The sequence below is a fragment of the Kitasatospora sp. NPDC003701 genome, assembly GCF_053587085.1.
This window is the reverse complement of sequence record NZ_JBSFNM010000012.1, coordinates 77,105-90,488: the sequence shown is the minus strand read 5'-3', so window position 1 is coordinate 90,488 and position 13,384 is coordinate 77,105. Positions and strand designations below refer to the sequence as shown.

Genomic DNA, 13,384 nt, shown 5'->3' with positions numbered 1-13,384 from the left:
TCTTTCAGTGCGGCAAGGGCCTATAGCTCAGACGGTTAGAGCGCTTCCCTGATAAGGAAGAGGCCACAGGTTCAAGTCCTGTTAGGCCCACCACCGCGAAGGGCCCGGAGCGATCTCGCTCCGGGCCCTTCGGCGTTTTCCCGACCGTCCGGGAACCACGGGCCCGTCCCGGGGGTTGTCCGGGGAGGACGGGTGGAGGGATGGTGGCGGTATGGCGCTGTTCTGGGCGATGAGCATTCCCGGGTTGGTCTGCGCGCTGGTGGCGCTGGCCTTCGTCGATCAGCTGGCGCTGCGGGCGCGCAGGTCGCGCTGGATCCCGTGGCGGGGCACCGGCCGGGAGGGCCAGGTCTCGGCGACGGGCTTCGAGCAGCTGCACGCGCAGTTCGCGGCCGGCAAGCAGCACGAGCTGGACGAGCGGCGCAGCACGCTGATGCTGCGCGACGAGGAGGGCGAGGGGGCGCCGCCGCGGACCAGGGTGGACCTGGCGTCCGGCACCGCCGTGGTGGTCGCGCGGCCCCGCCGGTGACCGGCCCGGGGTGCGCCGGGGGCGGTCCCCGGGCCGGTCCGGAGCAGGCCGACCGTACGACAGAAGGTATGGCGTCAATCCTGCGGCCGGACGCCTTGGTTGGCGGCAGCGGTGGCTGGTCACGATTGGGACACCGGTGTGTATCATCGGCCGCAAGGGCAGTCTGGCACCCGGCAGCCCGTTCGTGCTCGTAACAACTCATGGACTCGTCGGCCCGGCCAATCCGGTCGGGGCACGGCTGTTGAGTCCGATACGCAAGAAGGACGAGGTCCCGCGGTGAAGAAGCTTCTCCTGGTCGCCCTGGTCGCCCTCGGCGGCTTCTTTGTCTACCGTCAGGTCCAGGCGGACCGCGCCGAGCAGGACCTGTGGACCGAGGCCACCGACCCGGTTCCGGCCGGTCGCTGAGGCCCCGGACGATCTGACGATCGACGATCTTCGGAGGCGCCGCACGGCGCCTCCCGGGCCGTCCGGCCCGGTCCGGTGACCGGGGCGGACGGCTTCCGGGCACCGGCCGGGCACGAGTGTCGGAACCGGGCGTGGGATTCGCGCCGGGACCCGGTACGCTAGTGCCCGGCGGTACACACGGTGCCGTCCCGGGGCTTTAGCTCAGTTGGTAGAGCGCTGCCTTTGCAAGGCAGATGTCAGGAGTTCGAGTCTCCTAAGCTCCACAGCACGCGTTCCACGGAACGAACAGCCGATCGGCCGCAGACCCTGAATCCGGGTCAGCGGCCGATCGGCGTTTCTGCGGGCGGCGGGGCCGTCAGTGCGGCTTGCGCGGGTCGTGCGGCTTGGGGCGGTCGTCGTCGTGGTCGGGCCCGCCGGGCGCCGACGGGCCCGGCTCGGGGGTGCCACCGCCGGGCCCGGCCGGGGTGTCGGCCGCGGCCGCCGTCCCGGCCGTGGAGCCGTTCACCGGGCTCGTGGTGGCGCCCGGCGCGGTGCTGTCCGTCGGGCCGCTGCTGGCGGCGTGGGAACCGCCGTGCGGCCCGGTCGCGGCGGTGGAGCCGGACGCCGCGGTCCGTTCGTTCGAGGGCTCGACCAGCCACTCGGGGTCGCCCTGCCCGCGCCACCAGTGCCAGATCAGGATGCCGCTGCCGATCGCGACGGCGCCCGCCAGGGCGAGGCCGGTGGCCCAGCCGTTGCGGTGCTTCTTCTTGATGTTCCGCGCGGCGAGGTCGCTGATCTCGGCCGAGGTGACGTTGCCCTGCAGCGCGGTCAGTGCGGCGGCGCCGCGGGTCTGGGCCTCCTGCGCGACCGGGCCGACGGTGGCACGGGCCTCCTCGACCACGAGGGCGACCCTGGGGACCACGGTGGAGCGGGCCTGGTCGGCGGCGCGGATCGCGGAGAGCCGGGCCGCCAGGGCGGTCTCCTGGGCCCGGTGCAGGGCCTTGAGGGTGCTCTTCTGCGCTTCGGGCGGCAGGCTGGCGAAGGCGTGTTCGAGTTGCGGGGCGAGGTGCTTGGCGTACTGGACGCGGACGTTCTGGGCCGCCTGGGAGGCCTTCGGCCCGACGGCGTCCACAGCGGGGCCCAGCCGCTGCTTCGCGCCGTCCGCGAGGTGCACCGCGGTTTCCTTGGCGGTGGCGGCGTAGGGCGCGAGAGTGTCCCGGGTCTTGCCGGCCGTCTCACGAGCTGAGTCCAAACGGGTCACGAGTCTCTCCTCCTGGTGGCGTCCTTTATGCACATATCCACCTGAATGCTGATCATGCATCCTGATTTGTCCGACAGCACTCCGGAGTGGGCCGTACGCGGGGCGCGGGACGGCTCGGGCCGCCCGGTGGGCGAGGTCCGGATCGGGCCGGCGGAGATCGCTCGCCGCCGACCCGCCGCAGTACGCTGACGATCCCGGTGCCACCCGTACGGCGGGTGCCGGCGGGGCCGCGCAGCCGACGTACGAGAAGGGGTTACCGCTGATGCTCCCGGACGAGTCCAGGCCGCCGACGGACAAGGACCCGCGGCCGGGCGGGTCCGGGCTGTCCCGCTGCTACCGGCACCCGGAGGAGGAGACCGGCATCGGCTGCTCCCGGTGCGGCCGGCCGATCTGCCCCCGGTGCATGGTGAACGCCTCGGTGGGCTTCCACTGCCCGGAGTGCGTCAGCGGGGACAACCGGCAGGTGCGGCGGGCGACCACCCGGTTCGGCGGGCAGCCGACCGCCGACGGCGCGCTGGTCACCAAGGTCCTGATCGGGATCAACCTCGCGGTCTTCGTGCTGGCCGCCTACGTGCTCACGCCGTGGCTCTCCGAGGACCTCTCGCTGTTCAGCGTCGGCCCGCAGATCACCGGCTTCCCGTACGGCGTCGCAGCCGGGCCGGACCAGTGGTACCGGCTGCTGACCGCGACCTTCCTGCACATCGCGCCCTGGCACATCGCCACCAACATGGTGATGCTCTGGGTGATCGGCCCCGCGCTGGAGGCCTCGCTCGGCCGGCTCCGCTTCCTGGCCCTCTACCTGCTGTCGGGCCTGGCCGGCAGTGCCTTCGCCTTCGTGGTGGCCGGCGGGTTCATGAACTCGCTGGGCGCCTCCGGCGCCGTCTTCGGCCTGCTCGGCGCGACCGCGGTGATGCAGAAGCAGAACAGGGCGCCGCTGGGCCCGGTGATCGCGCTGCTGGTGTTCAACCTGATCGTCACGTTCTCGGTGTCCGGCATCGACTGGCGGGCGCACATCGGCGGGCTGGTCGCCGGCATCCTGACCGCGGCGGGGCTGATGTACGCCCCGAGGGAACGCCGGGCGGCCGTCCAGGCCCTGACGGTGGCGGCGGTGGCGGGCCTGGTGCTGCTGATGGTCCTCGTCGGAACGGCCCGCTACGGCGGGTGACGCTCCCGCACGTTTGTCCACAGCGGGTGGGCGGTTGTGCACAGCCGGTGCGAGGACCGGGGTGCGGACTGCTGTTCTACGCGTGTCCTGCTGTGCGGATCCGGTATTCGGAGAAGGGCGTGCACGGGTGTGGAACGTGCGCCCGGCGTGAGTTATCCACAGGCTGGGGAGACTTTTCCCCAGTGTGGATAACCATGTGGATAAGCGCGATAAGCGGGATAACCACCGCCCGGAATCCGGGCACACCACAGCGCCGCCCCGCGGAACGGGTCCCGGGGCGGCGGGGGAGAACGCTCAGGGCAGCAGCCCCGGCGTCACTTCCACTGGGTGGAGACGCCGAATCCCGCCGCGATGAAGCCGAAGCCCACCAGGATGTTCCAGTTGGCCCAGCTCTCCACCGGCCAGCTGCCGCTGGTCACGTAATAGGTGACGATCCAGACCAGACCGACCAGGAACAGTGCCAGCATCAGGGGGGCTACCCAGCTTCGGCCCGAGCTGATCTTCACCGTGGCCGTGGTCGGCGGGGTGTAATCGGACTTCTTGCGGAGTCGAGACTTCGGCACGAGGAGCTCTCCTGTCGATGCGCTGTGAGACCGCGCAGGGGTTCAGCGGGTGAGGCGGCTGGTGGTGGTGGCTGTGGAGCACGTTAGGGGAACCGATCCCGCACATGCCACCGGCGTCCGTTAGCGTAGTGGCTCGGCGGGTCAGAAGGAGATAAGGGTACGGTGCCTAATTTGTCGATTCCTCCTCGGCCTGCCCGCTCCCGCGCCGCCGGCACCCGAATTGTCGGCCGTGCCCTGACCTGCGCCGTCTTCGCGCTCGCCGGCCTGCTCTTCTACATCAGCGCGCAGACCGCCCGCGGCACCGATCTGCGCACCGACAACTCGCTGCTGAGCCTGAGCGACGTGATACGCCAGCGCAGCTCGCAGAACCAGCAGTCCCAGGCGCAGCTCGCCGAGCTCCAGGCGCGGTCCCAGGCGCTCACCGGTCAGCAGGGCCGCAGCCCCGCCGACGCCGCGCAGCTGAGCGCCCTCCAGCGGGCCGCCGCGCTGGAGCCGCTGCAGGGGCCCGGACTGACCGTCACCCTCAACGACGCCCCGCCGAACGCCACCGCGCGCATCCCCGGGGTGCCCGAGCCGGGCGTCAACGACCTGGTCATCCACCAGCAGGACATCCAGGCGGTGGTCAACGCGCTCTGGCGGGGCGGCGCCGAGGGCGTCCAGGTGATGGACCAGCGGCTGATCTCCACCAGCGCCGTCCGCTGCGTCGGCAACACCCTGCTGCTCCAGGGCCGGGTCTACTCGCCCCCGTACGTCGTCAAGGCGGTGGGGCGCACGGACGCGCTGCGGGCGGCGGTGGACGCCGACCCGACGATCCGCAACTACCTGCAGTACGTGCAGGCGTACGGGCTGGGCTGGAAGGTCCAGGAGAGCGGTGAGCTCACCGTGCCCGGCTACTCCGGCACGGCCGACCTGCGCTCGGCCGGGGGCCAGTGACCGGCGGTCGGTGACCGCCCGATCGACGCCGGTCCGACCGCCGCCCGGGCCGCCGGGAGCGCAACGGGCGGGCGCAGCCGGGGAAGCCCGCCTCACGCGGCCGGATCACGGGTCTACTCTTGACCCCAGTCTGTTGCGTCGAGGGAGCATCATGTACGGCTGGATCTGGCGACACCTTCCGGGGCACCCCCTGGTCCGGGCCCTCATCTCGCTGCTCCTCGTCCTGGGGGTGGTCTACCTCCTGTTCACGTACGTCTTCCCGTGGGCGGAACCGCTGCTCCCCTTCGGCGACGTCACAGTGGACGGCGACGGCGGCGGCGCCGCCGGCTGACCGGCGGCCCTGCTCCTCCCCCCAGTCCCCGCAGCCCACGGAGATAGCGCGCGAATGACCCCTCAGCTGACCTCGCCCCGCATCCTGGTCGTCGACAACTACGACAGCTTCGTCTTCAACCTCGTCCAGTACCTCTACCAGCTCGGCGCCACCTGCGAGGTGGTGCGCAACGACGAGGTGACGGTCGAGCACGCGGTGCGCCGCGAGGGCGGGACGGGCTTCGACGGGGTGCTGCTCTCCCCCGGCCCGGGTGCGCCCGAGGAGGCCGGGGTCTGCATCGAGATGGTCCACCACTGCGCGCGGATCGGGCTGCCGGTCTTCGGCGTCTGTCTGGGCCTGCAGTCGATCGCGGTCGCGTACGGCGCGGTGGTCGGCCGGGCGCCCGAGCTGCTGCACGGCAAGACCTCGCCGGTGGAGCACGAGGACGGCGGGGTCTTCGAGGGCCTGCCCTCGCCGCTCACCGCGACCCGGTACCACTCGCTGGCGGTCGAGCCGGCCACCGTGCCGGACGAGCTGGTCGTGACCGCCCGGACCGGGAGCGGGGTGATCATGGGCCTGCGCCACCGCGAGCTGCCGGTCGAGGGCGTGCAGTTCCACCCGGAGTCGGTCCTCACCGAGGGCGGCCACCGGATGCTCGCCAACTGGCTGGCGGAGTGCGGCGATCCGCAGGCCGTCGGCCGTTCGGCCGGGCTCGCCCCGGTGATCGGCCGGGGCTGAGCGGCATGACCGCCGTGCGCCCGGAGGGGCGTTACCAGTCGGGGACGGATCCGCAGGGGGCCGACGCGTACGGCCCCGGCGGCCCGTACCGGCAGCAGGGCCCGCAGTACGGCGGCCGGGGCCAGTACGCGCCGAACAGCCAGTACCAGCAGCACGACCCGTACGGGGCGCAGTCGCCCGGGCCGGACGGCCCCCGGCCGGGCCACCCGGAGCAGGGTGGGGCCGAGGACGGCTGGAGCGTCTACGAGCAGGCCGCGCAGCCCGGTCAGGGCGCCCAGGCCCTCCCGGAGCAGCCCGAGTACCCCTGGCTGGCCGACCAGACGCTCCAGCTGCGCCTCCCGGCCGACCTGGGCGAGGCGGCGCCGCCCGTCGGCGGCCGGGCCGAGCGCCGGCGCGCCGCGCAGGGCCGGATGTCGGTGCGCTCGGGCGGGGGGCGCCGCCGGGCGGCCGGTGCGGCCGCCACGGGCCGGGCACGGCCCAAGGAGTCGCCGGCCGTGGTGGTCGCGCGCCTCGTCGGCGAGCTGTGCATCACGCTCGGCCTGGTGATGCTGCTCTTCGTCTCCTACCAGCTCTGGTGGACCAACGTGCAGGCCGACGCGGCCGCCGACGGTGCCCGCAACCAGCTGGAGCAGCAGTTCGACGCGGCCCCGGCGCCCGGTGCGCCCGGGCAGCCCGCACCGGACCCGGCCAAGCCGGAGACCTTCGAGCCGGGCAAGGGCTTCGCGATCATCCATCTGCCGAAGCTGGGCCTGAAGTTCCCGATCGCCGAGGGCACCTCCAAGTCGGCGGTGCTCGACAAGGGCCTGGTCGGCCACTACAGCGGTACCGGGATGCCGGCCGACAAGGCGGGCAACTTCGCGCTGGCCGCGCACCGCAACACCCACGGCGAGCCGTTCCGGCACATCAACCAGCTCGGCAAGGGCGACAAGATCGTGGTGGAGACCGCCACCGCGTACTACGTCTACGAGATCACCGGCGGCATTCCGGAGACCCCGCCGTCCAACGTGAGCGTGATCAAGCCGGTGCCCAACGGCTCCGGGTACAACCAGGCGGGCCGCTACATCACCCTGACCACCTGCACGCCGGAGTTCAGCTCCAAGGCGCGTCTGATCCTCTTTGGCAAGATGATCGAGGAACGGCCGCGGAGCCAGGGCAAGCCGCCCGGCCTCACGGTCGGCTAGCGGCCGCGGCGGTCGGGCCGTCGCGCCGGTCGGACAGCAAGCGAGGGGGAGTACAGGTGACCCAGCACGAGACGGTCGAGCCGGCGACGGAGGCCTTCCCGCCGCCCGCGCCCGCCCGCCGGCGGCGGGGCCGGGCGCTGGCCGCGCTCGGCGTCTTCGGCGAACTGCTGATCACCCTGGGCCTGGTGCTCGGCCTGTTCGTCGCCTACTCGCTCTGGTGGACCAACGTGCAGGCCGACGCGGCCGCGGCGCAGGCCTCCGACCGGCTGCGCAGCGCCTGGGCGGCGGGGCCGACCAGCGCCCCCCCGGCCGCCCCCGGCGCCCCCGCCACCCCGGGCCCCTCCGCGGCGCCCGGCCCGGCCTTCGCGGCGGGCGACGCGGTCGGCTTCCTGCACGTGCCCGCGATGGGCAAGGACTACCAGGTGCTGATCCGGATGGGCACCGACGCCGACACCCTGGCCGAGGGCGTCGCCGGGGTGTACGAGCAGCCCTACCGCGCCGCGATGCCCTGGGACGAGAGCGGCAACTTCGCGCTGGCCGCGCACCGGGACGGCCACGGGGCGAAGTTCCACGACCTCGACGCCGTCCACAAGGGCGCCGCGATCGTGGTCGAGACCAAGGACAAGTGGTACGTCTACAAGGTCGACAGCACCCTGCCGGAGACCTCCAAGTTCGACACCGGCATCGTCGCCCCCGTCCCCAAGGGCTCGGGCTACCAGGCCCCGGGGCGCTACATCACCCTGACGACCTGTACGCCGGTCTACACCTCGCGCTACCGGATGGCCGTCTGGGGCAGCCTGGTGCGGGTCGACCCGATCGACGCCGCGCGCACCCCGCCGCCCGAGCTGCGCCACTGACCGCGTCGCGGGGCAGGAACGCCGAACGCCCGAGGGCCCGTCGCAGCAGCTGCGACGGGCCCTCGGGCGTACCTGCCTCAGAACCAGGGGAACCAGGGGCTAGGGGTTGCCCCCTTTGGTGTTGGACGGTGAGGGGTTGGTGGGGGAGTCGCCCCCTTTGGTGGGCTCGGGCGGCTTCACCATCAGGGTGATCGAGGTGTTCGGGTCCACCTGGGTGCCCGCGATCGGCATGACACCCGTGACCGTGCCGTTCGGGTCCTGCGAGCCGAGCAGCGTGTAGCCCAGGCCGAGCTGCGCCAACTGCTTGGTGGCGTCCTTGACCAGGACGTTCTGCAGCGGCGGCACGGTGACCTTGTCCGGCGCCTTGTAGATCGTCAGGGTGATCTTCGAGTTGGCCGGGGCCTTGCTGTTCGCCGGGAGCGACTGCGAGAAGACGGTGTTGACCTTGGTGGGGTCGTTGGTCGGCGTGGTCTTCGAGGCGTCGACCTGGAAGCCGGCGCTCTCCAGAGCGGTCTGCGCGGCCTCCTTCTGCTGGCCGACCACACCGGGGACCTGGACCTTGGTCTTGCCCTGGGAGACCGTCAGCTTCACCGGCGCGGTCGGGTCACCGGGAGCGCCGGCCGCCGGGTCCTGGGCGGTGACCTGCTCCTGCGGAGCGGTGTCGTCGTCCTTGTACTCGGGGGCCGGGATGTTGGTGAAGCCGGCGTCGTTGAGCGCCTTGATCGCCTGGTCCTTGGTCTTGCCGACGACGGACGGCACGTTGGCCTTGGCCGGGCCCGAGGAGAGCTGCACCGTGATGGTGGCGGTCTCCGCGATCGAGCCGCCGGCCGCCGGGTTCTGGGTGCAGACCTGGTCCTTCTTGACGGCGGCGTCCGGGCAGGCCATCTTCTCGCCCTCGGTCACCACCAGCTTGGGGCCGGCCTGCGCGGCCAGGGTCTTGGCGTCGGCGAGGCTCTTGCCGACCAGGCTCGGCGCGGTGACCTTCGGGGCTTCCTTCTTGTCGTCGCCCTTCTTGTCGCCGAACATCGCCTGGGCGACGAAGAAGGTGCCGACCAGGACCAGCACGGCGGCCACCGCCAGCAGGATCCAGGAGGTGTTGCTCTTCTTCGGCGGCTCCTCGCCGCGCCGGCCCCGGCCGCGGCCGTAGCCGTCGTCGTAGCCGTCGTTGCCGCCGCCCGGGGCACCGGAGTAGGTCTGGCCGTAGCCGTCGTCCTGGTAGCCGGGCTGCTGGCCGTAGCCGGGCTGTCCGCCGGCCTGCGGCAGCATCGTGGTCGGCCCGCCGCCGGGCTGCTGCGGCAGCACGTTGGTCTGGCCGTACGGGTCGTGCTGCGGGTAGCCGTTCTGGTCGTAGCCGTACCCGGCCGCGCCGCCCATGCCGTACGCGGCGGCCTGCTGGGCGGCGGCCACGGGGAGGCCGTCCAGGAAGCGCTCGATGTCGTCGCGCATCTCGTCGGCGCTCTGGTACCGGTAGTCGCGGTCCTTGGCGAGCGCCTTCAGCACGATCGCGTCGATCTCGGGGCGCACCTCGGGGTCGAAGACGGACGGCGGCTGCGCCTCTTCCCGGACGTGCTGGTAGGCCACCGCGACCGGCGAGTCGCCGACGAACGGCGGGCGCACGGTCAGCAGCTCGTACAGCAGGCAGCCGGTGGAGTAGAGGTCGGAGCGGGCGTCGACCTGCTCGCCCTTGGCCTGCTCGGGGGAGAGGTACTGCGCGGTCCCGATGACGGCGGAGGTCTGCGTCATGGTCATTCCGGCGTCGCCCATCGCCCGGGCGATGCCGAAGTCCATGACCTTGACGTTGCCCTGCCGGGTCAGCATGACGTTGGCGGGCTTGATGTCGCGGTGCACGATGCCGGCCCGGTGCGAGTACTCCAGGGCCTGGAGGATGCCGATGGTCATCTCCAGCGCCCGCTCCGGCAGCAGCCGGCGGCCGGAGTGCAGCAGCTCGCGCAGGGTGGACCCCTCGACGTACTCCATCACGATGTACGGGATGGAGATGCCGTCGATGTAGTCCTCGCCGGTGTCGTACACGGCGACGATCGCGGGGTGGTTCAGTGACGCCGCGGACTGCGCCTCACGGCGGAAGCGGGCCTGGAAGGACGGATCACGGGCCATGTCGGCCCGGAGCGTCTTCACTGCGACGGAACGGCCGAGCCGGGAGTCATGGGCGAGGTACACCTCGGCCATGCCGCCGCGTCCGAGGACGCCGCCGAGCTCGTACCTGCCGCCTAGGCGACGAGGCTCTTCCATAGTTCCGACCCTCTCCCTCACCCGCCGGTGAGGTTGTGACGTAGGTGTCCCCGCACGCTCTGAGTGACGCCGACCCGGCCCCGGGTGGTTCTGCGATCAGGACCCTTTGACGTCTCGCGGGCGGCAACGGGCACACCCGCTGCTGCGGATACGCTACCGGTCGCACCGGGCCGGACCGGAGTCGGCCGTCGGCCGATACCAGACCGGTATCCGGACGGAGGGGCCGATCGTGACATTCCACGCACCTGTGACGGCCGCTCCCTACTTGCCGAGGGCGGCCTGCATCACCGCCTTGGCGATGGGTGCGGCGAGCCGGCCGCCGCTGATGCCGTCACGGTTGTTGGAGCCGTCCTCGACCACCACCGCCACCGCGACCGACTGGCCGTCGGCGGTCTTGGCGTAGGAGGTGAACCAGGCGAACGGCAGTCCGGCGTTGTCCTCGCCGTGCTGCGCGGTGCCGGTCTTGCCGCCGACCGTCAGGCCCGGGATCTTGGCGTTCTTGCCGGTGCCGTTCTCGACCACCGAGACCATCAGGTCCTGCATCTTCTGCGCGGTGGCCGGGCTCATCGGCTGGGAGAACTGCTTCTCGGTGTGCTTGGAGACGGTGGTCAGCGAGGCCGAGCGCTCCTGGTCCACCAGGTACGGCTGCATCAGCGAGCCGTTGTTGGCGATCGCGGCGGCGATCATGGCCATCTGCAGCGGGGTGGCCCGGGTGTCGTGCTGGCCGATCGAGTCCATCGCGGTGCCGTCCGGGGTGGAGCTGCTCGGGAAGAAGCTCTTCTCGGAGCGGATCGGGGTGTCCACGGTGCTGTTGAAGCCGAACTTCTCGGCCTGGGCGCGCATCTTGTCGCCGCCGAGCTCGGCGCCGATCTTGCCGTAGACCGTGTTGCAGGACTGGTCCATCGCGGACTTGAGCGTGGCGTTCTCGCAGCGCTCGTTGGGGCTCTCGTTGTTCAGGTTGGTCTTGGTGCCCGGCAGGGTGTACGGCTCGGGCGTCTGGGTCTGGTCGTCGATGTTCTGGAACACGCCGTTCTCGAACGCCGCCGTCGCGGTGACCAGCTTGAAGGTCGAGCCGGGCGGGTACGTCTCGCGCAGCGCGCGGTTGAGCATCGGCTTGTTCGGGTCCGCGTTGAGGTCCACCCAGGCCTTGGAGTCGGCGGACTCGCTGCCCGCGAAGGCGCCGGGGTCGTAGGACGGGGTGGAGACCAGCGCCAGGATCGCGCCGGTGCGCGGGTCGAGCGCGACCACCGCGCCCTTCTTGTTGCCGAGGCCGTCGAAGGCCGCCTTCTGGGCCTTGGCGTTGATCGTCGTGACGACGTCGCCGCCCTTCTTCGGCTCCCCGGTCAGCATGTCCAGGGTGTTGCGGAAGAAGAGCCGGTCGTCGCTGCCGGAGAGGATGCCGTCCTCCAGCTGCTCCAGCTGGCTGGCGCCGAAGGACTGCGAGGAGTACCCGGTCACCGGCGCGTACATCGGGCCGTCGACCCAGGAGCGCTTGTACTTGTAGCGCAGGCCGTTGACGAAGTCGGACTGGGTGACCGGCTGGCCGCCGACGATGATGTTGCCGCGCGGGTGGGCGTACCGGTCGTAGACCTGCCGCTTGTTGTTCTTGTTGGTGGCCCAGGCCTCGGCCTGGACGCCCTGCACCCAGTTGGTGCGCACCATCAGGGCCAGGATCAGGACCAGGCAGAAGATCGAGACCCGGCGGATCGGCTTGTTCACGAGGCTGTTCCCCCCTGGAGCTCGGTGGCCGGGGCCGGTTCCACCCCGGGGCGGCGGGCGCTGTCGCTGATCTTCAGCAGGATCGCGACCAGTGCCCAGTTGGCGACCACCGAGGACCCGCCCTGGGCGAGGAACGGCATGGTCATACCGGTCAGCGGGATCAGCCCGGTGACACCGCCGGCCACCACGAAGACCTGGAGCGCCATGGCCGAGGAGAGGCCGACGGCGAACAGCTTGCCGAACGGGTCCCGGGCCGCGATGGCGGTGCGCAGGCCGCGCTGGACCAGCAGGGCGTAGAGCATGAAGATCGCCATGATGCCGGTGAGGCCGAGCTCCTCGCCGAACGAGCCGAGGATGAAGTCGCTCTTGGCGGCGAAGTCGATCAGCCAGGAACGGCCCTGGCCCAGGCCCGAACCGGTCACCCCGCCGGAGCCGAGCGCCATCAGCGACTGGCCGATCTGTTCCGTCGAACCCGGTGGCGGTTTGGGGGCGAAGGCGGCCATCGGGTCGAGCCAGGCGTCGATCCGGGTCTTGACGTGGCTGGCGGTGGAGGCCACCGCGACGGCACCGCCGACGGACATCAGCAGGCCGAAGACGATCCAGCTGGTGCGTTCGGTGGCGACGTACAGCATCACCACGAAGAGGCCGAAGTACAGGAAGGACGAGCCGAGGTCGTTCTCGAAGATCAGGATCAGCAGGCTGAGCAGCCAGATCACGATGATCGGCCCGAGGTCGCGGCCGCGCGGCAGGTAGAGGCCCATGAAGCGGCGGCTGGCCAGCGCCAGGGCGTCGCGCTTGACCATCAGGTAGCCGGCGAAGAAGACGGTCAGGATGATCTTGGCGAACTCACCGGGCTGGATCGAGAAGGCGCCCATCCGGATCCAGATCTTGGCGCCGAAGTCCTCCTTGCGGGCCGGGAAGAAGGCCGGCGCCGCGAGCAGCACCAGGGCCGCCGCCATCGAGATGTAGGTGTAGCGCTGGAGGACCCGGTGGTCCTTCAGGAAGATCATCACAAAGATGAAGAACGCAACCCCGAGGCCCGACCACATCAGCTGGTTGGCGGCCGCCGGGTAGTTGTTGTGCAGCAGCTTCCCGGCCTTGTCGAGCCGCCAGATCATCACCACGCCGAGCCCGTTGAGCAGGGTGGCGATCGGCAGCATCAGCGGGTCCGCGTACGGCGCGAAGCGGCGCATCAGCAGGTGCGCGACCAGGGCCAGCGCCCCCATGCCGAGGCCGTAGCCGAGCATGCCGGCCGGCAGCGAGTCGTCCATCGCGAGGCCTACGTTGGCGTACGCGAGGACCGGCAGCAGCACCGCGAAGGCCAGCATCGCCAGCTCGGTGTTGCGCCGGTTGGGCGTGCCGGGCGCGGAGATGGTGGTGTTGCCCCGGCGCCGGGAGGAGGCCCGGTCGGGCGGTACGCCGTTGGCCCGGCGGTCGCCGGACCGGCTGTCGGCGCCGTTGCTGAGGTCGAAGGTGCTCACGTGGTGACCGCTCCCT

General features: G+C 71.4%; 13 protein-coding genes and 2 tRNA genes. 10 read left to right on the top strand and 5 right to left on the bottom strand.

The annotated features are described in order from the left end of the window. Positions 1-16 precede the first annotated feature (16 nt). The 4 genes from ACWDRR_RS14295 (at position 17) to ACWDRR_RS14280 (ending at position 1,194) form a co-directional block, all read left to right on the top strand. Positions 17-93: transfer RNA gene (locus ACWDRR_RS14295), tRNA-Ile, on the top strand. Positions 94-211: 118 nt separating this feature from the next. Further along, complete coding sequence (locus ACWDRR_RS14290) at positions 212-526, top strand: DUF6191 domain-containing protein (RefSeq protein ID WP_387885791.1); 315 nt, start codon at positions 212-214, stop codon at positions 524-526. Positions 527-802: 276 nt separating this feature from the next. Then, complete coding sequence (locus ACWDRR_RS14285; protein ID WP_014137031.1) at positions 803-931, top strand: DLW-39 family protein; 129 nt, start codon at positions 803-805, stop codon at positions 929-931. A 190-nt stretch (positions 932-1,121) separates the two neighbouring features. Then, a tRNA-Ala gene (locus ACWDRR_RS14280) sits at positions 1,122-1,194 on the top strand. A gap of 92 nt (positions 1,195-1,286) precedes the next feature. On the opposite strand, the gene ACWDRR_RS14275 is transcribed toward ACWDRR_RS14280, so the two are convergent. Beyond that, on the bottom strand, positions 1,287-2,171 hold the full coding sequence (locus ACWDRR_RS14275) for a DUF5324 family protein (RefSeq protein WP_449772459.1): 885 nt from the start codon (positions 2,169-2,171) through the stop codon (positions 1,287-1,289). A gap of 262 nt (positions 2,172-2,433) precedes the next feature. Here ACWDRR_RS14275 and ACWDRR_RS14270 point away from each other — a divergent pair, with 262 nt between their 5' ends. Next, entirely contained in the window at positions 2,434-3,336 is a 903-nt protein-coding gene (locus ACWDRR_RS14270; RefSeq protein WP_449772458.1) for a rhomboid family intramembrane serine protease, read from the top strand. A gap of 314 nt (positions 3,337-3,650) precedes the next feature. On the opposite strand, the gene crgA is transcribed toward ACWDRR_RS14270, so the two are convergent. Continuing rightward, complete coding sequence (crgA, locus tag ACWDRR_RS14265; RefSeq protein WP_360632516.1) at positions 3,651-3,899, bottom strand: cell division protein CrgA; 249 nt, start codon at positions 3,897-3,899, stop codon at positions 3,651-3,653. A 171-nt stretch (positions 3,900-4,070) separates the two neighbouring features. Here crgA and ACWDRR_RS14260 point away from each other — a divergent pair, with 171 nt between their 5' ends. The 5 genes from ACWDRR_RS14260 (at position 4,071) to ACWDRR_RS14240 (ending at position 7,918) form a co-directional block, all read left to right on the top strand. Continuing rightward, positions 4,071-4,832 (top strand): DUF881 domain-containing protein, encoded by a 762-nt coding sequence (locus ACWDRR_RS14260; protein WP_449772457.1) that lies wholly within the window; start codon positions 4,071-4,073, stop codon positions 4,830-4,832. Between the two features lie 151 nt (positions 4,833-4,983). Further along, positions 4,984-5,163: a hypothetical protein gene (locus tag ACWDRR_RS14255; RefSeq protein ID WP_449772456.1), complete on the top strand. Its 180-nt coding sequence runs from the start codon at positions 4,984-4,986 to the stop codon at positions 5,161-5,163. A 54-nt stretch (positions 5,164-5,217) separates the two neighbouring features. Further along, entirely contained in the window at positions 5,218-5,880 is a 663-nt protein-coding gene (locus tag ACWDRR_RS14250; RefSeq protein ID WP_449772455.1) for an aminodeoxychorismate/anthranilate synthase component II, read from the top strand. Between the two features lie 5 nt (positions 5,881-5,885). Continuing rightward, on the top strand, positions 5,886-7,061 hold the full coding sequence (locus ACWDRR_RS14245; RefSeq protein ID WP_449772454.1) for a class E sortase: 1,176 nt from the start codon (positions 5,886-5,888) through the stop codon (positions 7,059-7,061). A 56-nt stretch (positions 7,062-7,117) separates the two neighbouring features. Further along, positions 7,118-7,918 carry a class E sortase gene (locus tag ACWDRR_RS14240; RefSeq protein ID WP_449772453.1) on the top strand — a complete coding sequence of 267 codons (801 nt, stop codon included), beginning with the start codon at positions 7,118-7,120 and terminating at the stop codon, positions 7,916-7,918. 99 nt (positions 7,919-8,017) lie between these two features. Here ACWDRR_RS14240 and pknB read toward each other — a convergent pair whose 3' ends face one another. The 3 genes from pknB to ACWDRR_RS14225 form a co-directional block, all read right to left on the bottom strand. Continuing rightward, positions 8,018-10,168 carry a Stk1 family PASTA domain-containing Ser/Thr kinase gene (gene pknB / locus ACWDRR_RS14235; RefSeq protein WP_449772452.1) on the bottom strand — a complete coding sequence of 717 codons (2,151 nt, stop codon included), beginning with the start codon at positions 10,166-10,168 and terminating at the stop codon, positions 8,018-8,020. Positions 10,169-10,429: 261 nt separating this feature from the next. After that, on the bottom strand, positions 10,430-11,887 hold the full coding sequence (locus tag ACWDRR_RS14230; RefSeq protein ID WP_449772451.1) for a peptidoglycan D,D-transpeptidase FtsI family protein: 1,458 nt from the start codon (positions 11,885-11,887) through the stop codon (positions 10,430-10,432). Further along, on the bottom strand, positions 11,884-13,260 hold the full coding sequence (locus ACWDRR_RS14225; protein ID WP_449772539.1) for an FtsW/RodA/SpoVE family cell cycle protein: 1,377 nt from the start codon (positions 13,258-13,260) through the stop codon (positions 11,884-11,886). The genes ACWDRR_RS14230 and ACWDRR_RS14225 overlap by 4 nt, the downstream gene beginning before the upstream one ends. Between the last annotated feature and the right edge of the window lie 124 nt (positions 13,261-13,384).